Annotated in this window: 22 protein-coding genes; 6 read left to right on the top strand and 16 right to left on the bottom strand. The window is 64.6% G+C overall.

The window, feature by feature from the left end; all coding sequences use genetic code 11:
* Positions 1-6 precede the first annotated feature (6 nt).
* Both KSS90_RS06790 and KSS90_RS06785 read right to left on the bottom strand, forming a co-directional pair.
* Positions 7-780, bottom strand: coding sequence for a class II glutamine amidotransferase (locus tag KSS90_RS06790; RefSeq protein ID WP_038705609.1), 774 nt, complete (start codon positions 778-780; stop codon positions 7-9).
* 16 nt (positions 781-796) lie between these two features.
* Positions 797-1,306, bottom strand: a complete 510-nt coding sequence (locus KSS90_RS06785) for an MFS transporter (protein ID WP_217868709.1) — start codon at positions 1,304-1,306, stop codon at positions 797-799.
* A gap of 125 nt (positions 1,307-1,431) precedes the next feature.
* Between KSS90_RS06785 and KSS90_RS06780 the strand changes: the two genes are divergently transcribed.
* Positions 1,432-3,474 carry a S9 family peptidase gene (locus KSS90_RS06780; protein ID WP_217868708.1) on the top strand — a complete coding sequence of 681 codons (2,043 nt, stop codon included), beginning with the start codon at positions 1,432-1,434 and terminating at the stop codon, positions 3,472-3,474.
* 63 nt (positions 3,475-3,537) lie between these two features.
* Here KSS90_RS06780 and KSS90_RS06775 read toward each other — a convergent pair whose 3' ends face one another.
* Positions 3,538-3,813, bottom strand: a complete 276-nt coding sequence (locus tag KSS90_RS06775; protein WP_217868707.1) for a hypothetical protein — start codon at positions 3,811-3,813, stop codon at positions 3,538-3,540.
* Positions 3,814-3,945: 132 nt separating this feature from the next.
* On the opposite strand from KSS90_RS06775, the gene KSS90_RS06770 reads away from it, so the two are divergent.
* Both KSS90_RS06770 and KSS90_RS06765 read left to right on the top strand, forming a co-directional pair.
* The gene (locus KSS90_RS06770) at positions 3,946-4,311 is read left to right on the top strand and encodes a YajD family HNH nuclease (protein ID WP_023632486.1); all 366 of its coding nucleotides are present in this window, start codon (positions 3,946-3,948) and stop codon (positions 4,309-4,311) included.
* A 73-nt stretch (positions 4,312-4,384) separates the two neighbouring features.
* Positions 4,385-4,855: an RNA methyltransferase gene (locus KSS90_RS06765; RefSeq protein ID WP_217868706.1), complete on the top strand. Its 471-nt coding sequence runs from the start codon at positions 4,385-4,387 to the stop codon at positions 4,853-4,855.
* Positions 4,856-5,024: 169 nt separating this feature from the next.
* On the opposite strand, the gene KSS90_RS06760 is transcribed toward KSS90_RS06765, so the two are convergent.
* The 5 genes from KSS90_RS06760 to KSS90_RS06740 all read right to left on the bottom strand — a co-directional run bounded on the left by KSS90_RS06760 (position 5,025) and on the right by KSS90_RS06740 (position 11,137).
* Positions 5,025-6,515 (bottom strand): aldehyde dehydrogenase, encoded by a 1,491-nt coding sequence (locus KSS90_RS06760; protein ID WP_217868705.1) that lies wholly within the window; start codon positions 6,513-6,515, stop codon positions 5,025-5,027.
* A gap of 2 nt (positions 6,516-6,517) precedes the next feature.
* Positions 6,518-7,420, bottom strand: a complete 903-nt coding sequence (locus tag KSS90_RS06755; protein WP_217868704.1) for a dihydrodipicolinate synthase family protein — start codon at positions 7,418-7,420, stop codon at positions 6,518-6,520.
* Between the two features lie 66 nt (positions 7,421-7,486).
* Complete coding sequence (locus KSS90_RS06750) at positions 7,487-8,815, bottom strand: MFS transporter (RefSeq protein WP_217868703.1); 1,329 nt, start codon at positions 8,813-8,815, stop codon at positions 7,487-7,489.
* Between the two features lie 186 nt (positions 8,816-9,001).
* A complete protein-coding gene (locus KSS90_RS06745; RefSeq protein ID WP_217868702.1) occupies positions 9,002-10,321 on the bottom strand; it encodes an NAD(P)/FAD-dependent oxidoreductase in 1,320 nt (439 codons plus the stop codon).
* Between the two features lie 93 nt (positions 10,322-10,414).
* The gene (locus KSS90_RS06740; protein WP_217868701.1) at positions 10,415-11,137 is read right to left on the bottom strand and encodes a GntR family transcriptional regulator; all 723 of its coding nucleotides are present in this window, start codon (positions 11,135-11,137) and stop codon (positions 10,415-10,417) included.
* 697 nt (positions 11,138-11,834) lie between these two features.
* Here KSS90_RS06740 and KSS90_RS06735 point away from each other — a divergent pair.
* Positions 11,835-12,158, top strand: a complete 324-nt coding sequence (locus KSS90_RS06735) for a YgaP-like transmembrane domain (protein WP_217868700.1) — start codon at positions 11,835-11,837, stop codon at positions 12,156-12,158.
* A gap of 93 nt (positions 12,159-12,251) precedes the next feature.
* Here KSS90_RS06735 and KSS90_RS06730 read toward each other — a convergent pair whose 3' ends face one another.
* Both KSS90_RS06730 and KSS90_RS06725 read right to left on the bottom strand, forming a co-directional pair.
* Positions 12,252-13,460 carry a hypothetical protein gene (locus KSS90_RS06730; protein WP_217868698.1) on the bottom strand — a complete coding sequence of 403 codons (1,209 nt, stop codon included), beginning with the start codon at positions 13,458-13,460 and terminating at the stop codon, positions 12,252-12,254.
* A gap of 26 nt (positions 13,461-13,486) precedes the next feature.
* Complete coding sequence (locus KSS90_RS06725) at positions 13,487-13,936, bottom strand: YcgN family cysteine cluster protein (protein ID WP_102681719.1); 450 nt, start codon at positions 13,934-13,936, stop codon at positions 13,487-13,489.
* Between the two features lie 145 nt (positions 13,937-14,081).
* Here KSS90_RS06725 and KSS90_RS06720 point away from each other — a divergent pair, with 145 nt between their 5' ends.
* Complete coding sequence (locus KSS90_RS06720) at positions 14,082-14,675, top strand: nitroreductase family protein (protein WP_102681718.1); 594 nt, start codon at positions 14,082-14,084, stop codon at positions 14,673-14,675.
* A 112-nt stretch (positions 14,676-14,787) separates the two neighbouring features.
* Here the strand turns inward: KSS90_RS06720 and KSS90_RS06715 are convergent, their stop codons facing one another.
* The 5 genes from KSS90_RS06715 to KSS90_RS06695 all read right to left on the bottom strand — a co-directional run bounded on the left by KSS90_RS06715 (position 14,788) and on the right by KSS90_RS06695 (position 19,488).
* Positions 14,788-15,720, bottom strand: a complete 933-nt coding sequence (locus tag KSS90_RS06715) for a D-2-hydroxyacid dehydrogenase (protein ID WP_217868696.1) — start codon at positions 15,718-15,720, stop codon at positions 14,788-14,790.
* 76 nt (positions 15,721-15,796) lie between these two features.
* Positions 15,797-16,090: a YcgL domain-containing protein gene (locus tag KSS90_RS06710; protein ID WP_217868695.1), complete on the bottom strand. Its 294-nt coding sequence runs from the start codon at positions 16,088-16,090 to the stop codon at positions 15,797-15,799.
* A complete protein-coding gene (gene rnd / locus KSS90_RS06705; RefSeq protein ID WP_217868693.1) occupies positions 16,087-17,220 on the bottom strand; it encodes a ribonuclease D in 1,134 nt (377 codons plus the stop codon). The genes KSS90_RS06710 and rnd overlap by 4 nt, the downstream gene beginning before the upstream one ends.
* Positions 17,221-17,320: 100 nt before the next feature.
* A complete protein-coding gene (locus KSS90_RS06700) occupies positions 17,321-18,958 on the bottom strand; it encodes a phosphoethanolamine transferase (RefSeq protein WP_217868692.1) in 1,638 nt (545 codons plus the stop codon).
* 164 nt (positions 18,959-19,122) lie between these two features.
* The gene (locus tag KSS90_RS06695) at positions 19,123-19,488 is read right to left on the bottom strand and encodes a 5-carboxymethyl-2-hydroxymuconate Delta-isomerase (protein ID WP_023630459.1); all 366 of its coding nucleotides are present in this window, start codon (positions 19,486-19,488) and stop codon (positions 19,123-19,125) included.
* A gap of 116 nt (positions 19,489-19,604) precedes the next feature.
* On the opposite strand from KSS90_RS06695, the gene KSS90_RS06690 reads away from it, so the two are divergent.
* The gene (locus KSS90_RS06690; RefSeq protein WP_217868690.1) at positions 19,605-19,841 is read left to right on the top strand and encodes an HP1242/YdcH family protein; all 237 of its coding nucleotides are present in this window, start codon (positions 19,605-19,607) and stop codon (positions 19,839-19,841) included.
* A 26-nt stretch (positions 19,842-19,867) separates the two neighbouring features.
* On the opposite strand, the gene KSS90_RS06685 is transcribed toward KSS90_RS06690, so the two are convergent.
* Positions 19,868-21,043 (bottom strand): trans-sulfuration enzyme family protein, encoded by a 1,176-nt coding sequence (locus KSS90_RS06685; RefSeq protein ID WP_217869749.1) that lies wholly within the window; start codon positions 21,041-21,043, stop codon positions 19,868-19,870.
* Positions 21,044-21,134: the final 91 nt, after the last annotated feature.

Here is a 21,134-nt window from a genome sequence, read left to right as displayed (position 1 = left end):
GCGTCCTTAGCTCTGGCCGTGGGCGACGCACTCGCCGTGGCGCCACAGCCCCCACTGACCCGGCTCGTAGCGGTTCCAGGTCTCGTTCTCGGTCAGGGCCTCGGTGGCGATCACCGTGACCACGTCGTTGGGGGTGGTTTGCGTGTGGAAGTCGACGATCAGGTCGACATCCTTCAGCCGCGCCGCGCCGAACGGCGCGCGACGGGTGATGTGCACCAGTTTGGTCGAGCAGAAGCAGAACAGCCAGTCGCCGTCGCTGAGCAGGCAGTTGAACACGCCCTTGCCGCGGTACTCGGCGCAAGCCTCGACCAGCACCGGCAGCAGCTGCTCGGCTTCCACCGGCTCGGGGAAGGCCTCGCGAATTCGATTGAGCAGGTCGCAGAAGGCGGCCTCGCTGTCGGTATCGCCGATAGGTCGGTAGAACGTGCGCTGGCCGGCGAAGTCACCCAGCTGGCCGTTGTGCGCGAAGCACCAGTTGCGGCCCCACAGCTCGCGCACGAACGGGTGGGTGTTGGACAGGCAGACCTTGCCGACGTTGGCCTGGCGGATATGGCCGATGACCACTTCGCTCTTGATCGGGTAGCGCTGCACCAGGTTGGCCACTTCCGACTCGCTGCTCGCCGCCGGGTCTTGGAACAAACGCAGGCCGCGCCCTTCATAGAAGCCGATGCCCCAGCCATCGCGGTGCGGGCCGGTGCGCCCGCCGCGCTGCATCAGGCCGGTGAAGCTGAAGACGATATCGGTGGGGACGTTGGCGCTCATGCCCAGCAGTTCGCACATGTTCGCGGCTCCTGGCTTACAGACGGGGTTCGACGCGGCCCTGCCCGGGGCCGGAGCGGCGCACGGGGGCCGGTGGCGGATCGTCGCGGTAGCGGTCGTGACGATTGGCGGCCAGGGACGCATCGGCCACGACCTCCTCCTCTTCCTTGGCCTGGCGCTGGGCGGCGGCCTCGCGCTGGGCGCGGCGTTCGCGGGCACGCTTTTCCAGCGGCCAGCGGATCAGCACGAAGACGAAGTACAGGGCAAAGGCGATCATCCCGTACATGGCAAGGTCCGAGGCTGCGCGCCAGGCGTTGTTGCCGACCTTGAAGGCGAGGTCCAGCGCGGTGATGGCGATGGCCGGGGCGAAGCTTTCCTTGACCGGGTCGACGATGGTCGGGGCGAACAGCAGCACGGCGATGATCACCCGCAGCGGCTCGCGCAGCCAGCGCCACATCCAGCTGGTCAGCTTGAAGCCCACCAGCAGGCAGCCCAGGGCGGCAACGGCGTACAGGCCCCAGGCCAGCGTATAGTCGTGTTCGGTCATGGTGTTGGTGCAAGCCAGGCAAAGAGACGCCTATGATAAACACTTTTACCGGCGCAGGCTGCCCCCGCACCGCATGCGACCCGCAGTGGCCCCTCGCGAGGGGCCCATCATCGATGAGATCACCCATGCCCCTGACCCTTCCCGCCCCTATCGCCCATCAAGCCGACGGCAACGACCCCTACGCCTGGCTGCAGGACCGCGACACGCCCGAGGTGCTGGCCTACCTGGCCGAGGAAAACGCCTACCAGGAAGCCTGCCTGGCCGGCCAGGCGCCGCTGCGCGAGCAACTGTTCGAAGAGATCAAGAGCCGCATCCTCGAGACCGACCTGTCGCTGCCCTCGCCCTGGGGTCCGTACCTCTACTACACCCGCACCACCGCCGGCGACGAGTACCCGCGCCACTACCGCTGCCCGCGCCCGGCCGACGACAGCAATACGGTCGATGAAAGCCGCGAGGAACTGCTGCTCGACCCCAATGCGCTGGCGAACGGCGGTTTCCTCTCCCTCGGCGCCTTCAGCATCAGCCCCGACCATCGCCTGCTGGCCTACAGCCTGGATACCAGCGGCGACGAGGTCTACACCCTGTACGTCAAGGACCTGGCCAGCGGCGCGCTGAGCGCCCTGCCCTTCGACGACTGCGACGGCAGCATGACCTGGGCCAACGACAGCCAGACGCTGTTCTTCGCCGAGCTGGACGACACCCACCGCCCCTGGCGCCTGCGCCGCCACACCCTGGGCGAGGCCGCGGCCACCAGCGTATTCGAAGAACCCGACGGACGTTTCTTCCTGCACTGCTACCGCGCCAGCTCCGAACGCCAACTGGTGCTGCTGCTCAACAGCAAGACCACCAGCGAAGCCTGGGTGCTCGATGCGGCCACGCCGCATGCCGACTTCACCTGCCTGGCGCCACGGGTCGAAGGCCATGAGTACTTCCCCGACCATGGCCAGCTCGACGGTCAATGGCGCTGGTTCATCCGCAGCAACCAGGACGGTATCAACTTCGCCCTGTTCCATGCGCCGGCAGACAGCGTGCCGGCCCGCGCGCAATGGCAGGTGCTGGTGCCGCACCGCGACGACATCATGCTCGAAGGCGTCAGCCTCAATGCCTCGGCGCTGTCCCTGAGCCTGCGCGAAGGCGGCCTGCCAATCATCGAAGTGCGCCCGCAAGGCCTGCCGGCCTACCGCGTCGAACTGCCGGACGCCGCCTACAGCCTCTACGTGCAGGACAGCCTGGAATTCGCCAGCACGCGCATCCGCCTGCGCTACGAAGCCCTCAACCGTCCGGCCCAGGTGCGCCAGCTGGAGCTGGCCACAGGCGCCCAGCAGGTACTCAAGCAGACCCCGGTGCTTGGCGCCTTCGACGCCGACGACTACATCAGCCAGCGCCTGTGGGCGGTGGCCAAGGACGGCACCCGGGTACCGATCAGCCTGGTGCGCCGTCGCGCCGACGACGGCAAGACGGTGCCGCTCTACCTCTACGGCTATGGTGCCTACGGCGAAAGCCTCGACCCGTGGTTCTCCCATGCCCGCCTGAGCCTGCTGGAGCGTGGCGTGGCCTTCGCCATCGCCCATGTGCGCGGTGGCGGCGAGCTGGGTGAAGCCTGGTACCGGGCCGGCAAGCAGGAACACAAGCACAACAGCTTCGACGACTTCATCGCCTGCGCCGAACACCTGGTCGCCGAAGGCGTGACCAGCAGCGAACGCCTGGCCATCAGTGGCGGCAGTGCCGGCGGCCTGCTGATGGGCGCGGTGCTCAACCTGCGCCCCGAGCTGTTCCGCTGCGCCATCGCCGAAGTGCCGTTCGTCGATGTGCTCAACACCATGCTCGACCCCGAACTGCCGCTGACCGTCACCGAGTACGACGAATGGGGCAACCCACAAGACCCCGAGGTGTATGCGCGGATCAAGGCCTACGCGCCGTACGAGAACGTCAGGGCCCAGGCCTACCCGGCCATGCTGGTGATCGCCGGCTACAACGACAGCCGAGTGCAGTACTGGGAGGCGGCCAAGTGGGTGGCGCGCCTGCGCACGCGCAAGACCGACGCCAACCTGCTGCTGCTCAAGACCGAGATGGGCGCCGGCCACGGCGGCATGAGCGGCCGCTACCAGGGGCTGCGCGACGTGGCGTTGGAGTATGCGTTCGTGCTCAATGAGCTGGGCGTGGCGTAAACCGACACCCGGAACATTCGCGCTCTGGCCGTGACGCTTTCACGACGCCCGGTACAGCAGATGTCAGTCACGTCTAGGCGGCGGCTTTGGCGGATCCTGGTTCAACCCCGGCAACGGTTGGTCCTTCGGCGGCCCCGGCACCGGCATGGGCGGCAGCAGCGGCGCGCCGGGCCGGTTGGCGCCGGCCTTGGGCGGCGTGCTCGGGGTGATCTGCGGGTAGGGCGTCGGCGTCGGCGTCCCCGGTGCCCCCGGGACGGTCGTGAGCGGCCGCTGCTGACCCGCAGCGTCGGCCAACGGCACTGTGCCAAGCAACAATGCGGCGAGGATCGCATGCAACATCTGCAGCCTCCTGTCAGAAACCTTCCTACAGGCTATGCCCAATGGCGCATTTTTGCCTGTCCGCCCGCCCGACTGGCGCGCTAGACTCAAGGACATAACCGTCATTGCCCTGATTAGAAAAAAGGTAACACCATGAGTTCCACCTCCGACGCCACCGCCCGCCTCGACCGTATCCTCGCCGACGCCAAGCGCGACAAGGAAATGGGCTATCGCGACAAGGCGCTGAAAATGTACCCCCATGTCTGCGGCCGCTGCACCCGCGAGTTCTCCGGCAAACGCCTGTCGGAGCTGACTGTGCATCACCGCGACCACAACCACGACAACAACCCCCAGGACGGCTCCAACTGGGAACTGCTGTGCCTGTACTGCCACGACAACGAGCACGCCCGCTACACCGACCAGCAGTATTTCAGCGAAGGTTCGCTGAGCACGCCGAAAGTCGCCGTGGCCACCCACAACCCGTTCGCCGGCCTGGCCGCGCTGATGAAGAAGGACTGACCGTCGATTCCCGCCCCCTCCGTGTCGGCAAGCCCGTATAATCGCGCTCTTTTTTTGCGAAGGGCCCCGACACGTGGCGAACAAACGGTACAGCTGCATCGGCCTGTTCAACCCCAAATCCGCCGAGAACGTCGGTTCGGTGATGCGCGCGGCGGGCTGCTATGGGGTCAATTCGGTGTTCTACACCGGCAAGCGCTATGAGCGCGCCCGGGATTTCGTCACCGATACCAAGCGCGTCCATTACGACATCCCGCTGATCGGCATCGACGACCTGCAGCACATCATCCCCCTGGGTTGCACGCCAGTGGCGGTGGAACTGGTGGACGGCGCGCGCCCCCTGCCCGAATACACCCACCCGGACCGGGCGATCTACATCTTCGGGCCAGAGGATGGCTCGCTGAGCGAAGACGTGCGCGGTTGGTGCGAAGAGACCATCTACATCCCGACCCAGGGCTGCATGAACCTGGCGGCGACGGTGAATGTGGTGCTGTATGACCGCATGGCCAAGGGGTTGAATACGCGGTCGGGGCCCAAGTTCAAGTAACGCCGGAATGAACGCCTGGGGCATGCATTTCGAAATATCATGCCCATAGGCGCCGCTGACGCGGCGCATCGCCGGCAAGCCGGCTCCCACACTGTCCGAGTTGGCCAGATGTCATGCGTAGTACCTGTGGGAGCCGGCTTGCCGGCGATAAGGCCAATCCTGCTGTCGCTTACGTAGCGTTGATCCAGATGGTCTTCAGCTCGGTGTACTGGTCATGCGCCCACTGCGATTTGTCGCGCCCACCAAACCCGGACTCCTTGTAGCCTCCGAATGGCGTTGAAGCATCGCCCTCGCCGAAGCAGTTCACCGTCACCACCCCGGCGCGGATCTCCCGCGACAGGCGCAAGGCATTGCGCAGGCTGCCGGTATAGGCCGACGCGGCCAGGCCGTAGACCGTATCGTTGGCCAGCTCGATGGCTTCGTCGATGGTCGTGAAACTGGTCACGCTGAGCACCGGCCCGAAGATCTCCTCGACGAACAGGCGGCTGTCCCGTGCCACGCCGTCGACGATGGTCGGTTGCACGTACACACCTTCTTGCGTCTCGCCTCCCTGCACCACCTTGAGCGAATGCTCGGCGGCGTACTCCAGGTATGAACGCACCTTGTCGAAGTGGGCTTTGCTGACCATCGCGCCCAGGCGGTTTTCCGGGTCGAGCGGATCACCCAGCTGCCAGTCCTTCAGATGCTTGGCCATGAGGCCGAGCAACTCGTCCTTCACATCCTCATGCACGATCAGCCGCGACGACGCCGAGCAGTTCTCGCCCATGTTCCAGAACGCCCCGGCAGTGACGAACTGCGCAACCTCGTCCAGGTCTTCGCAGTCGTTCATCACCACCGCCGGGTTCTTGCCCCCCAACTCCAGCACGATGCGCTTGAGGTTGGACTCGGCGGCATACTTGAGGAACAGCCGGCCGGTGTCGGTGGAACCGGTGAAGCTGACCATCGGGATATCCATGTGGCGGCCGATGGCCTCGCCCACCTCACGGCCACCGCCCGGCACCAGGTTGAACACGCCAGCCGGAATGCCGGCCTGGTGCGCCAGTTCGGCCACGCGCAGCGCGCTGAGGGTGGTTTCCTTGGCCGGCTTGACCACGATCGAACACCCGGCGGCCAGCGACGGAGCGATCTTCCAGGCCAGCATCAGCAGCGGGAAGTTCCACGGCAGCACCAGGCCGACCACGCCGATGGCCTCGCGGACCACCAGGGTCACCGCAGCGTTGCCGGTGGGCGCGGTGTTGTCATAGAGCTTGTCGATCAGCTCGGCGTGCCAGCGGATCGTGTGGATGGTTTCCGGCACATCGACGTTCTGGCACTCGCTTACCGGCTTGCCGCTGTCCAGGCTTTCCAGTACCGCCAGTTCGTGGGCATTGTCCTCGAGCAACTGGGCAAACTTCAGCAGCACCTGCTTGCGCTCGCCCGGCTGGCGCTTCGACCAGGTACCGGCCTCGAACACACGCTTGGCAGCCGCCACCGCGAGGTCCACATCCTGCACGTCGCAGGCGGCCACTTCGGCCAGCAACTGGCCGGTGGCCGGGTTGCTGGTGACGAAGGTATTACCCGCGACGGCATCGCGGAACTCGCCGTCGATGAACGCCTGGGTACGCGGTTGCAGTTTCGCGGCGATGGCCGCGTATTCGGCCTTGCTGAGCAATTCAGCCATGTTCAGGCACCTCCTGTGATCTGCGCGACATTGCGCTTGAGTTCGCCGACCACCCGCTCGAGTGCCTGCTTTTCGGCCCCGTCGAGGTCCTGCAAAGGCTTGCGTACGCCACCGCTGCGCAAACCGTCGAGGGCACAGCCATACTTGATCGACTGGACGAACTTGCCCCCTTCAAGGAAGTCCATCAGCGGCATCATCGCCGCCATGATGCGCCGCGCCTTGTCGAAGTCTTTCTCCAGCACGCACGCCTCATAGAGCGCCACATGCTCGCGGGGGATGAAGTTGGAGCCGGCGCAGACCCAACTTTTCGCGCCCCAGGCAAAGAACTCCAGGGCCTGGTCGTCCCAACCGCAGGACAGCTGGATGTGCGGGCGTCGAATGGCCAGGCGGTGCAATTGGGCCATGTCGCCGGAGCTTTCCTTGATGGCGACGATGTTCTGCACATCGGCCACCGCATCGAAGAACTCATCGCCCATGCTCACGCCCATGCGGCCGGGGTAGTTGTAGAGCATGATCGGCAGGCCGGCGGCGGCGTCCACCGCTTTTACATGCAGGGCGATTTCCTGCTGGGTCGGCAGCGCATAGGGCGGCGTGCCGACCAGCAGCGCATCGGCCTTGATCTCCTTGGCGTGCCTGGCGAAGGCCACGGCGTCCTCGGTGCGGATGCCGCCGGTGCCGACGATCAGCGGCAGGCGCCCGTTGAGTACATCCTTGGCCTGGGCCGCCAGCTCGATGCGCTCCTGGGTGGTATGGGCGTAGTACTCGCCGGTGGAGCCGCCGATGATCACACCGTGGATCTTCGCCTCGACCAGGTATTCGAGAACCTCGGCGAAGGCCGCCTTGTCGATCGAGCCGTCAGTGGCCAGGGGGGTGATTGCCGGGGTGTAGATGCCTTCGAATTTCACGATCAGGTACTCCATTGGACACAAGGTTTCAGGCCGCGTCGGGCAAGCCCGGCGCGGTGCAAGGGATCAATTGAGGGCGGCTGCCTGCTGCAGGTTGAGCGCTCGGGTCTCCGGGGCCAGCGCCCAGGCCACCAGCAAGCCGAGCAAAGTGACTGCGGCTGCCGCATACATGGTGAAGGCGATGCCATAGCCATCGAGCACCAGCGGCACCAGCCAGGTGCCGATCGCAGCGCCAACCCGCGACAGCGAGGTGCCGACGCCCACGGCGTTGGCGCGGATCTCGGTGGGGAACAGTTCGTTGGGGTAGACCAGTTGCAGCACCTGGGCGCCACCGATGAACAGCGCGTAGGCGCCGAACAGGCCGAGGATCAGCAGTTCGGAAGCGGCGTGGAACACACCCAGCCCCAGCAGCGCCAGCCCCGACCAGAAGAAGCTGTGGATCAGCATGCTGCGCCGGCCCATGCTGTTGATCAGCCGCGTGGCGACGATGCAGCCGACCACGAACAGCAAGGTGATCGCCACCGAGCCGAACGAGGCCCAGTCGCCCTTGAGGTTGAGCGCGCCAAGCACCTTCGGCGCGAAGGCGTACACGGCAAAGACCGGGATCACCGAGCAGGACCAGAACACCGCGACGAACATCATGCGTTTGCCATAGCCCGAATGCAGCAGGCTGAGGAACGACAGCTTCTTCTGCTCCGGTTCCTCGGGCAGGTTGCGCAGGGAGAAGGTGTCGCCGTAGACGCTCTTGATCACCGCCTCGGCTTCACTTGCGCGGCCCTTGCTCAGCAGCCAGCGCGGCGACTCCGGCGTCCCCAGACGGATCAGGAACAGCAGCGCGCCGATCAGCGCCGGGCTGGCCAGCACCAGGCGCCAGGCATCGTCGCCGCCCTGACGCAGGAGGAAGTCGCCGAGGATATAGGCGAAGGCCGCACCGGCGAACCAGAGAATAGTCAGGGTGGCCAGGCGCGGGCCGCGGTTCTTCCGTGGCAGGAACTCCACCAGCAGCGAAGTGGCCACGGGGTACTCGATGCCCACGGCGATACCGAGCGTGAAACGCAGCAGGAACAGCACCAGCGCCGACTCCACCCAGAACTGGCTGAGCGAGGCGAGGATGAACAAGGTGGGGCCGACGAAGAACACTCGTTTGCGCCCGAAACGGTCGGTCAGCCAGCCGCCGAGAAAACCGCCGAAGAAAATCCCGATCAACGCCGAAGCGGCGATCATGCCCTGCCAGAAACTGCTCAACGAAAGGCCCGCGGACATCTGCACCAGGGCCACGCCAATGATGCTCAGCACATAGCCATCGACGAACGAGCCACCGCCGGAGCGCACGGTGAGCAATTGATGAAAGCGATTAAGCGGTACGTCTTCGATTGATACATTGGTATTTGTCATTATTGTCTCCTGCCATCATCAAACGCAGGCCGTTTTCAGGGCGAGCGAACCCGCGAAACCGAAATTCAATTTCAGCTCCGAACGGTCGAAGTTGCACTTCGAACCCAAACAGCACGCAATAGAAACCGCAGGCCGGGCAATCAACGCCCAGCGAATATCAAGTTGTTAATAACGCTTTAAATCACATCAACTTTCTTGCCCGGCGCGGTATTGCCCCCACTTGAGATTAAGGTTAAGGCCCAACGACACCAGCGCGGCCGGTGGATTGGCGCAGGGGCCCGGCGCATTCAGCACGAAATCGATCAGTTCATTGCGTTCGCCCGCCAGCCAGTCGGCCAGCAACTTGCCGGTGGCCGTGCCGCGGGTCACGCCCAGGCCGTTGCAGCACAGGGCGCCATAGACATTGGGCGACAGTTCGCCGAAAAAGCCCGTGTGGTTGCGCGACATCGCCAGCGCGCCACCCCAGGTATGCTCGAACGGCAGGCCGGATACCATCGGGAAGCGCCGCTCGAAGGCATCGCGATGGCGCACGGCGAATCGCTCCAGGTACTTGCGGTTGGCCCGGCCATCGGGGTTGAAGCTGAAGCTGTTGCGGATCAGCAGGCGATTGTCCGGCGTGCGTCGCACGGTGGTGCCGAACGGATCGGCCGGGATCACCCCCCAGTATGGCTTGCCGCCCAGGCGCAGCTGTTCCTCGGGCGTCATCGGACGGGTCAGGCTGGCATAGGTGAACACCGGCAGCATGCGGCCCTTGAGGAATCCGAAGCTCATGCCGAAGGCATTGGTGGTGAGGATCAGCTTGTCGGTGGTGATCGAGCCGTTGGCGTGCCGCAGCACGGTCTTGGCGCCGTACTCGACCTCGGTAATCGGCGTGTGCTCGTACAGGGTGACATTGGCCGGCAGGCTGTCGGCCAGCCCCTTCACCAGCGCCGAAGGCTGCACCAGCGAAGTGCCCGGGGTGAACAGGGCCTTGCGGTAGAACGTGGTGCCGATGTGTTCGGGCAGCTCGCCTGCCTCGATCATCTGGTAGGGCTGGCCAAGCTTGTCCAGGCCCCGGCGGTAGGCATCGAGCACGGCGATGCCGCGTGGCTCGACGGCGGCCTGGTACTTGCCGCAGTGCTTCATCTGGCAGTCGATCTGGAAGCGCTCCACCAGCTCCTTGAGGAACGCCTGGCCACTGAGGTTGAGCTTGAGCGTCTTGCTCGCCACGCCGATGTCGCCGATGTAGTCGTCGGCACCGATGTCATGGGGCAGGTCGATGGCGAACCCGGCGTTGCGCCCGGACGAGCCGAAGCCGACCTCCTGGGCTTCCAGCAGCACGATCTGCTGCTCGGGAAAGTTCAGCGCCAGCTGCCGCGCGGCGGCAAGGCCGGTGAACCCGGCGCCGACGATGACCCAGCGCGCCGTGGTATGGCCGGCGTGCGGCGCCCGGGTGCGACGCCCCTTGCTCAGGTGGTACCAGCCGCAGGTACTGTCGTCGGCGGGCAACGAGGTGATCTTTGTCATTTCAGGAACCAGATATTGTTGTTAGGTCTGTTCCTCATCACGCCCGCCCTTTGCGGCCTCCTGCCGGGACAGTGGCGGGCGATGAGTGTCACGTCACAAGGCCAGTGCCACTTCCATTCCCTGGGGCGCCGCATATTCGGCCATGCGCCGACGGGATAGCTCGAAGTGCTCGCGCACCAGCTGCCCCGCGGTTTGTGGATCGCGGCGTTCGATCGCCTCGATCATCTGATCGTGTTGCATGCAGGCCAGCTCGAGGTCGCGCTGCATGTCGTCGGTGGTCGGGTGACGGTAGAAGATCTTGCCCAAGCGGGTGTGGTCGATCAGCAGGCGGCGCAGGCTGGGCAGTAGGTAGTCGTTGTGGGCGATCTTGCCGATTTCCAGGTGGAAAGCATCGTTGTAGAGCACGCGGTTTTCCACGTCCTTGCTCTCGATGGCCTGGCGGAACAGTGCCTGGATGGCCTTGAGCCCTTCGATCTCCGCCGCCGTGGCATGGGTGGCTGCCAGTTGCGTGGTGGCGATGTAGATCAGCGGCGCGGCCAGGAAGAAGCTGTGCAGCGAGTCGTGGTTCATCGCCGCCACCCGCGGGGCCCGGTTGGCCTCCAGCTCCACATAACCCTCGGCAGCCATCTGCCGCAGCAGCTCGCGAACCGGAGGCCGCGACAGGCCGAATTCGTCGCACAGCGCCAGCTCGTCGACCACCGCTCCCGGCGCCAGCTCCATGCTGAGGATGCGCCGGCGCAAGGCCTCGGCAAGGACGCCCTTGCGATCGATGGGCGCCTCGTCGGCGGACGGTTGGACATCAGCGTTGGCTTTCATGGCGGCCTTTTTGGTTGTCATATGCTTGTGTCTACAGTTTGTATAATGAATATAGAGCGCCGTTAGACAATGTGTCTACAGATTTTTTGATGAACGGTTCACATGAGGTGGGGCTTAGGGATTGCGGGGGTATTTGATCACATCCGGCTCCTGTGCAAGCCAGGCGTCTACGCGGCGAAGTACACGCCACCGTGGGCCGTTGCCGTTGCCGTTGCCGTTGCCGATGCCGATGCCGATGCCGATGCCGATGCCGATGCCGATGCCGATCAGGAGTCTAGCGCCCTACCCAGCTAGCGACAGCTGCGTCAGTCCAGGCGCCGCCCGTAACTTCGCGACTTCAGGAGACCTCCGTTCGGCCTCCTGAAGTCGCAATTTGTGTCGCCTGAACTATCGCGCACTTAGAAGCAAAAGCAAAAAACAACGGCAACGGCAACGGCAACGGCAAAAGCGAGATTTAGAGATTCTCCATAGTCGTTCAGCCACGGCGGATCTTTCATGTCACAGCTGATTAAATACGCTGAGCAAAAGTTTCATTAAAACCAACACGCTCGCCAACGACACCTGCAACCAATCGCCATAAACACCCCTGCTCAGAACAGTCTCGAAGTTGTCCGGGGCAACCACGCGGCAAATTACACTGAACGCTTGCACGCTGAGCAAAGTCTGCTGGATATCACCAACCTGAGGAGACCCGGCAATGCACGATACCCATTGGACAACCGACGCACCGGAACACAATGTCCACGGCCTGGAGCGCATCAGTTCCCTGGCTGGGGGCGCGTTGATGATCAGCAAGGGGCTGCGCCACGGTGGCCTGCTGGGGATGTTGCAGGTTGCCGTCGGCGGCCTGGCGCTGGCCCGTGGCGTGAGCGGGCATTGCTCGACCAAGGCGTGGTGGCTGCGGCATCGCGCCGAATACCTGCGCCTGCATCGCGACATAGAACGAGGGGCTGCCGAGCTCAAGGCGCTGAAGGCCAGCGCCGAGGCGGCGACCCGGACCGCGACGGTGACCGGCGGTTGAAAGCGTCGCGGGGCAAACTCGCTCCCACGAGCCCGCGTTCAAAATGATGTCCGGGGTCGTGGCAACGGGCTTGCCCCGCGATAGATCCTGCGCCTAGCGCAATACCTTGCTTTGCAATGCTTCGGACTGCCGCCCCAGGACGTTCTCGCTGATCTGCACGAACTCCTCGGTGCTGACGCTCGACAGGCGCATCAGCGCCCGGGCGACATCGTCCAGCGAACGCTTGTCATGGTTGTGCAGCCGGATCTCGCGGTCCAGCGCCTGCAATAGCAACACGCCGCGAGCCACTTGGGCCGGGCTAGCCTTGGCACCCTTGAGGTGATTAACCTTGTCGCCCAGCTTGTGCAGGCGCGCCTGCAACGCCTCGTAGCGGTCGTCGCTCATACCGCCAGCACGACGCAACAGCTCGGCGGCGTAGTAATCGGCCAGGCTTTCGCCCAGCCAGTCGCTGCCATCGCGGTCGTTGATGCGGGCGAACAACTGCACTAGCTCACGCAGCACCGGGCTGGTGCCGTTCTCGCTGACCAGCGGGCGCGTGCTGTGCAGGTACAACGAATTGTTGCCGCCGAGCACGCCACGCCACATCTCATCGCGGGCACCGACCAGCAGCAACTTGGGCGGGTTGCGTGGAAACACCGACTGCAACTGCGGCCAGACGAAGGTCAGCAGGGTCAAGGTGTCCATGCGGCGCATGCCCTGCCCTTGCGGCGCGGCGACGGTCACCTCGGTATCGCCAAGACGCGCCCGGCGGCTGCCCAGGTTGCCGGCGAGCATCCAGCCGGTGGGGCGGTCGAACAGGCGCGATACATCATCGATGCGGAATTTCTGCCGACCGATGCGTGGCCAGGCGGTCTCGACACTCTTCCAGCCGGCCGGCAGGTCGAAAGCCAGGCGCGACACCAGCTCGGTGCCGTCCTGCTGGTCGAGGCGCGCCGGCGGCACCAGCTGATCGCCACGGAACAGCGCCCAGTGCGCGGTCATGCGGGTTTCATGGGCACCGCCCTTCGGTTGCTGGTCGAGCAGCACGCGGTAGCTGAGGCTGGTCTTGCCTGACGCCGGGTGCCAGACACCGCGCCCGTTCTGCAGCTGCCACTGGCCATCAGCAAGGAAGTCGCTATAGACGCCGGCTTTGCCCAGGTCGAAGTCCAGGCTGCGCACCACGCTGCCGTCGGCCAAGGTCAGGCGCACCTCGGCCTGGCCGCTCTGCGGCAACAGGCGAACCTGATAGTCCAGATCGACTTTCCTGGCCAGCGCCTGGGTGCTGAGCAGCAGACCAAGCACCATCAACAGCGGGCGACGCATAGCGAAACTCCTTGTAGCCGCGCGGCTCAACCCGCGCGAAAAATCAGGTGGTCTTCCCAGTCGTCTTCGTCCACGTCGTTCTCGCTGAGCATCCGCCCGGACCGGGAAATGCGTTGCTCATGCACTTGCCCGCGATCGCCGCAGACCAGGTGATGCCACGACGGCAAATCCTGGCCTTCGCTGACCAGGCGATAACCACAGGTGGGCGGCAGCCACTTGAACTGGTCGGCCTTGCCCGGGGTCAGCTGGATGCAATCGGGCACGAAGCGGAAGCGATTGGGATAGTCGCTGCACTGGCAGGTCTGCAGGTCGAGCAGCTTGCAGGCGATGCTCGTGTAGTAGACGCTGTTGTCCTCTTCGTCCTCGAGTTTCTGCAGGCAGCACAGGCCGCAGCCGTCGCACAGCGACTCCCACTCTTGCGCATCGAGCTGGTCGAGGGTCTTGCGCCGCCAGAAGGGCGCGGTATCGGCGATCATCACACGTGTTCCTGCAGTCAACATCAATCCGCGGCGCGCGGCGGCGCCAGTCTAGAGGCAGTCCGGCGGCAACGCCAGACCGCTTGTCAGTGCTCGCCGGACGCAGTAGCGTGCGGTCTTTGTCCCAGCCCTTGCAGGAGCAACCATGAGCGCCACCCCACGCATCGCCGACTACGCCATCAACGAGCAGTTCATCAATCGCTGGTCGCCCCGCGCCTTCACCAACGAGCCGATCAGCCAGGAAACCTTGCTGAGCTTCCTCGAGGCCGCGCGCTGGGCGCCGTCGGCCTACAACTCGCAGCCGTGGCGTTTCCTTTATGCCCGTCGCGACACGCCGAGCTGGGCGCGCTACCTGGACATCCTCAACGAGTTCAACCGCAGCTGGGCGCAGCATGCCTCGGCGCTGGTGCTGATCATCTCCAAGACCACCTTCGCCGCTCCCGGCTCCGATGAAGAGAAGCCGGCCCTGTGGCACACCTTCGACACGGGTTCGGCCTGGGGCCATTTGGCGTTGCAGGCCAGCATCAGCGGCTGGCACACCCACGGCATGGCCGGCTTCGACCAGGACCTGGCCCGGCGCGAGCTGAAGATCCCCGAGGGCTACGCACTGCACGCGATGGTGGCAATCGGCAAGCTGGGCGACAAGGCGACCCTGGCCGAAGGTCTGCAGGCCCGCGAAGTGCCGAGCCCGCGCCGGCCGTTGAGCGAGCTGGCGGCCGAAGGCGACTTCAGCCTGTAAGCCTTCCCTCGATAGCACCGGCCCATCGCCGGCAAGCCGGCTCCCACAAGGTTGCGCGGTCTCCTGTGGGAGCCGGCTTGCCGGCGATAGGGCCGCAACGGCCGGACTACGATCAATAACCCCGCGCGAAATCCACCTCGCCCCGCAACCCCTGCCCCGCCGCATACGCCTGCGCATTCCCGACGAACAACCGCACCATCGCCGCCGGCGAGGTCGGCGCCGAGCTGTGCCCGGTCAGCAGCAACCCCCAGGCAGTCCAGAACGGGTGGCGCTGGGGCAACGGCTCCTGGCGGCAGACATCGATCACCGCGCCGGCCAGGTGCCCTTGCTTGAGCGCCTCGACCAGGTCGGCATCGACTACCGCCACGCCACGCCCGGCATTGATGAACAAGGCACTGGAACGGAAGCACTTGAACAGTGCCGCATCGTACAAGTCATGGGTAGCCGGTGTGTCGGGCAACAGGTTGAGCACGTAGTCGGCCTCGCCGACCAGGCGAGGCAACTGGTCGAGCCCGGCCACCTCGACGAACGGCGCCTGCTCACGGGCACTGCTGGCTACCCCGTACAAGGTGACGCCAAAGGGCATGAGGAACTCGGCGACTTGCTGGCCGATATCGCCGGTGCCGACGATCAACACCCGCCGTCCTTCCAGGGTCCGCCCTGGCCGATCGTCCCAGCGCCGCTCGACCTGGCTGACCAGGCGCGACAGCACATCGCGCTCATGGCCAAGCATGTAGGTGAGCATGTACTCGGCCATCACCTGGCCAAAGATCCCCACCGCCCGGGTCAGGCGGTAGTCGCGCGGCAGGCCGTCGGCCAGCAATGGCGTGATGCCGGCCCAGGTCGATTGCATCCACTGGGGTTTGTGGCCCTGGCGCAACAGGCTGGCCAGCAGGTCGGGCTGGCCCAGCCATACCGGGCAGTCGGGGGCCTGGCGGGCCAGTTCGGCGGAATCGCCACTGGTCAGGACCTCCAGGTCCGGCGCCGCCTCGCCCAGCAGGCGGGCATAGTTGGCATGATCCTGTTCAGCGATCAGAACGCGCATGTGACACACAACCTTGGCAAACAACGGAAGCGGCCCGCCAGGCGGGCCGCAGACTAAAGAAGAGACCGCGCCCGGATCAGGCCGGGTCGTTGCGGCGCAGCAGTTCTTCGGGCAGGTGCTCGATGTAGTCGTCGTCCGGCGGCGGCATCTGCAGGTGGTAGCCCTGGTTGTCCAAGTTCTCCAGCACCTTGGCGATGTCCTCGCGGGCCAGCTTGCGCTCGGGGCTGAGCACCAGGTCGAAGGCATGCACGGGCGTGCCGAAGAAAGGCAACAGCCCCTCGGGCACACGCTCCAGGCCCTCGGCCTTGAGCACATACAGGTACATCTCGTTCTTGCGGGGGCTCTTGTAGATCGAGCAGATACGTTTCATCGAGAATCTCCGGCACCGGCCAGGTCGTCCAGCAGGGCCTGGCCCATACGCTCGCGACGCCAGCCGCGCAGCGAGTCGGGCAGTTGGTAGGGACCATCGGGGTAGCCGCTCTTGAGCAGGGCTTCGAGGGCTTTCTTGCGCAGCATCAGTTCCGGGGCGATGCCCAGGCGCTCACCTTCGGCCTGGCCGATGGCGCGCAGGCGCTTGAGAATGCCGGCGGCTTCGATCGGCAGCGGCTCGGGCAGCGGCGCGGGCCATTGCTCCTGCGGCAGGCTGGCGGCACGCTTGATCAGCTGGATCAGCGCCTCGCCGTCCTGGCGGATGGTGCGCGGGTGCATTTCGTCGATTTTCGCCAGCGCCGACGGGCTGTCGGGCTGGCTCTTGGCCATGGGCCACAACGAGTGTTCCTTGAGGATGCGATTGCGCGGTACATCGCGGCTGCGGGCCTCACGCTCGCGCCAGGCGCACAGCTCGCGCAGTACGGCCAACTGCTGGCGGCCCAGCTTCCAGGCCAGCTTGACGTCGCGGTAGAGGGTCTCGGGCTCGACTTCGCGGCGCAGCGCGGCAACCAGCTCGGCACCGTCCTCGAGCACCCAGGCGTACTTGTCGTCCGACAGCCGCGGGCGCAGGGCGCTGAACAGTTCGGCCAGATGCACGGCGTCTTCGGCGGCGTAGCTGACCTGGGTCTCCGAGAGCGGGCGCTGCAGCCAGTCGGAGCGGGTCTCGCCCTTGGGCAGCTCGAGCCCCAGCACGTCCTGCACCAGACGCGAATAGCCCATCGAGAAGCCGATGTTCAGGTAGCCGGCGGCGAGCTGGGTGTCGAACAGTGGCTGTGGCAGCTTGCCGGTCAGGCGCAGCAGGACCTCCAGGTCTTCGCTGCAGGCGTGCAGCACCTTGACCACGCCATTGTCTTCGAGCAGCTCGGCCAGCGGCTGCCAGTCGCGAATCAGCAAGGGGTCGATGAGGAAGGCACGCTTGCCGTCACCGATCTGGATCAATCCGGCCTTCGGGTAGAAGGTGTCGACCCGCATGAATTCGGTGTCGAGGGCCACAAAAGGCAGTTCACGCCAGCTTAGGCAGTGCTGGGCCAGGGTCTGGTCGTCACGGATCCAGTGAATTTCGATGGCCACGAGGCTCTCCCACTAACATTGGCGCGCAGTATATACGGCGCGGGCGCAATGGGTGAAACCTCGCAAGCCACGCCATCCTTGGTGCTGATCGTCGGTACGCTCAGCGATCGGCCGCCAGCCAGGGTCGGCAACCGGCGAACAGGTCCAGCGAGCGCTGGTAGACCTCGGTGCGCACCTGCAGCAGGCCGAGCATCGAGTGGAACAGATTGTCCTGGGACAACGGCGCATTGCGCATCTTGCCGAGGCATTCGGTATCCACACCGAAATCCTCGCGGTAGCTGTCGGAGAACCAGACCAACAGCGGCACGTGCTTCTGCTGCTCCGGGGCGATCATGTAGGGCGTGCCGTGCAGGAACAGGTTGTACTCGCCCAGAGACTCGCCATGATCTGAAAGATAGATCATCGCGGTGTCGACCTTGTCCTGCTTGCTGCGCAGGGTATCGATCAAGGTCGCCAGCACCTTGTCGGTGTAGGCCAGGGTGTTGTCGTAGCCGTTGACGATCTCCTGTTGGCTGCACTGGTTCAGGGCGTTGCTGCGGCACACCGGAGTGAAAGGTTCGCTGCCGGCCGGGTAGCGCTTGAAGTATTCCGGGCCATGGCTGCCCATCTGGTGCAGCACCAGCACGGTGTCCTGGTCGAGGTTGTCGAGCAGTTCCCCCAGCCCCTGCAGCAGGATCTCGTCGTGGCATTCGCCACCGGTGCATAGGCTCGGGTCCTTCATGTTGCTTACGTCGATGAACTGCACCCGGTCGCAGGTGCCCTTGCAGCCGGACTGGTTGTCGCGCCACTGCACCGCCAACCCCGCGCGCTGGAGGATGTCGAGCAGGCCTTCGCGGTTCTTCGCCACGCGGGCGTCGTAGTCCTTGCGCGGCATGCCGGAAAACATGCAGGGCACCGACACGGCGGTCTCGGTGCCGCAAGAGTGGACGTCGGTAAAGCTCAACAGGCCCTGCTCCTTGCTCAATTGCGCGGTAGTGTCGCGGGCATAGCCGAGCAGGCCGAAGTTTTCCGCCCGGGCACTCTCGCCGACCACCAGCACGGTCAGCGACTTGCGCTGGTGCCGCTGCCAGACCGCATCGCGACGGGCATCTTCGCCATAACGCTGGAAAGGCCGGGTGGCCGCACCCACTTGCTCGCTGACATAGCCGATGGAGGCGCCGACGATATTGCTCGGCGTAAGCATCAGGCGCAGTTCATGGTGGTTGCGAAACAACGACGCCAAGCCCTGGTAGTTGACCAGCGCCACCGAGCCCAGGGCCGCGACGCAAGCGCCACTGACCACCAGCTTGCCCAGCAGCTCGCGGTGCCAGGGGCGATAGGCGATCCTGGCCTTCCACACCAGCAGCGACGGCAGCACACCCAGCAGCAGGATATAAGCGGCAAACTTTAGCGAGAGCAGGTCACGTACTTCTGCGACATTGGTTTCGGCGACATTGCGAAACATGCCAGCATCAACAAGAACACCATATTGATTCATGAAGTAAGCGACACTTGCGCCACTGATGAACAATACAATCAATACCGGTTTCAACACATAACGAAACGCCAGTAACGTAAGTATGAGATTGAAGGCGAACAGCATTAGCACGGCAAACACCAGACTCAGCCACAGCCCCACCATGCCCGGTGGCACGATGGACTCCAGGTGCTCCCAAAGCAAGGTATTGAAGCCGATCAACAGGTACAGGCTGGCCAGCAACGTGACCCATTCGGTGCGCAGGGATTTGAGTTTCAGCATGGCGTTCGCAACAAGAGTTCATCAGCGGCCAACGCGCCCGGACGGGCAGGTTGGAAAGTTGGCCGAACTCTAGAAAGCCTAGCATCAATTTTTTGTGAAAAAGACGCCAACAGTTGGTCGGTGGGCGTCTTTCATGAATTAAACAACTTTCATTCAGCTGCCATTCAGCCAGGCAGGCGAAGTTTGGCGTACGGCTCGCGGTCGATATCCAGGACTTCCACGCACAGTTGGATATCCAGGCCGGGCTGGGCCGGGATCGCCTCGCGCAGCACCTCGAGCAGGCTGTTCGACAACTGCTGTTTCACCTGCTGCGTACGCCCACTGAGGATCGCCAGGCGCACGTGGGCGAAGGCCCGTTCGGCCGGGGCAGTACCGACCCGGTATTGGGCAAAGGCCTGGGCGCGGCTCTTGATGTCCAGTTCTTCGGCGAACTGGCCACTGCCGACCAGAGCGTGGTTCAGGCGCAGCAGCAGCACATCGACATTGAGATCGCGCAGGTTGTCGCTGTATTCCAGGTTCAGGTGAGGCATGGCGCAGGTTCCGTTCACGCAGGGGGATGCGACAGCCTAACCCAGTCCCGCAATACGGCAAAGGCGACTATCCTCTTGGTTCAGGCTCGTTTACCAACCCTGAGAGAGGTGAAGAAATGCCAGTTCCGCATGATTTGCTCGCAGACCTGCACGTGACCGCCGAACAGTTCCAGGCCCTGATCGACAAGGATCACGACCTGCACAAGCTGCACAAGGAATACAACGCCAAGGACAAGGAAGTGGTGGCCGCCGAAGGCAATGCCACCGGCGACGACACCGTAAACCGCCTGCGCAAGGAGCGGGTGCTGATCAAGGACAAGATCGAACGCATCGTCCACCCACCCAAATCCTGATTCCCCCGCGATAACGTCGGCGTCCGTTACGCGGACGCCTTCAGCGCCGCATCCAGGTCCTCGATCAGATCCCGGTAATCCTCGATCCCGATCGACAGCCGCAGCAGGTTCTCACTGATCCCCATCACGCCCTTCTGCTCCGGGCTCAGGGAGTTGTGCGACATGCTCCAGGAGTGGTTGATCATGCTCTCCACACCGCCCAGCGAGTCGGCCAGGACGAAGATCGACAGCGCCTCGACCAGGCGGTTGACCGCGGCCCGATCGCCCTTGATACGCAGCGCCACCACCGCGCCGCCCGTGCGCATCTGACGCTTGCACAGGTCATGCTGCGGGTGGCTTTCCAGGCCAGGGTAGTAGACCTGCTCGACCTGCGGATGCTGTTCGAGGAACTGCGCCACACGCAGGGCGTTGGCGCTCTGGCGCTCCATGCGCACATCGAGGGTCTTCAGCCCGCGCAATGCCAGGTAGCAGTCGAACGGTCCCTGGATCGCGCCGACCGCCATGCTGATCTTGCGCAGGCGCCCCAGCAACTCGTGGTTGGCCGCCACCACCACGCCGCCGGTCAGGTCGGAATGGCCGCCGATGTACTTGCTCGCCGAATGCATCACCAGGTCCACGCCCAAAGTGATCGGCTGCTGGTTCCAAGGCGAGCAGAAGGTGTTGTCGATGCAGGTCATCACCCCCCGCTCACGGGCCAGCTCGCAGACCGCCTTGATGTCCACCAGGTGCAGCAGCGGGTTGGTCGGCGACTCGATCCAGATCAGCTGGGTCTCGGGGCGGATCGCCGCGGCCACCGCCTCGACGTCGTTGAGGTCGACATAGGTGGTGGTCAGGCCCGAGGTGCGTCCACGGTAATCTTCCAGCAGGCGGAAGGTACCGCCGTAGACGCCGTTCATCACCACCACATGGGCATCCTTGGACAGCAGCTCGAGAACCGTGGCGGTGGCGCTGACGCCCGAGGCGCAGGCGACCGCGCCGACGCCCTCCTCCAGTGCGGCCACGCAGGTCTCGTAGGCATGCCGGGTCGGGTTGCTGACCCGGCTGTAGGCGTATTCGGGGTTATCGTCCAGGCCGCGCTTGATGAACGAGCTGGAGGTGACGATGGCTGGGAAGATGGCGTTGTCGGCGACGCTGGATTGCTCACCGGCGTGGATGGTACGAGTGGCGAAATTGCGCGGTTTGTCGGACATGGTCGGGTCCATTGCCTGAGGATGGAAAAGCGCCACTATCTCATATCCACCGCCCCCGAGCGCCAGCGGAACATTTCTGTCAGCACATGGCCAAGAGCAGTTT

Source organism: Pseudomonas maumuensis (assembly GCF_019139675.1).
Lineage (GTDB): Bacteria > Pseudomonadota > Gammaproteobacteria > Pseudomonadales > Pseudomonadaceae > Aquipseudomonas > Aquipseudomonas maumuensis.
Note: the sequence above shows the minus strand (reverse complement) of the source record. Positions and strands in the feature narration are given on the sequence as shown.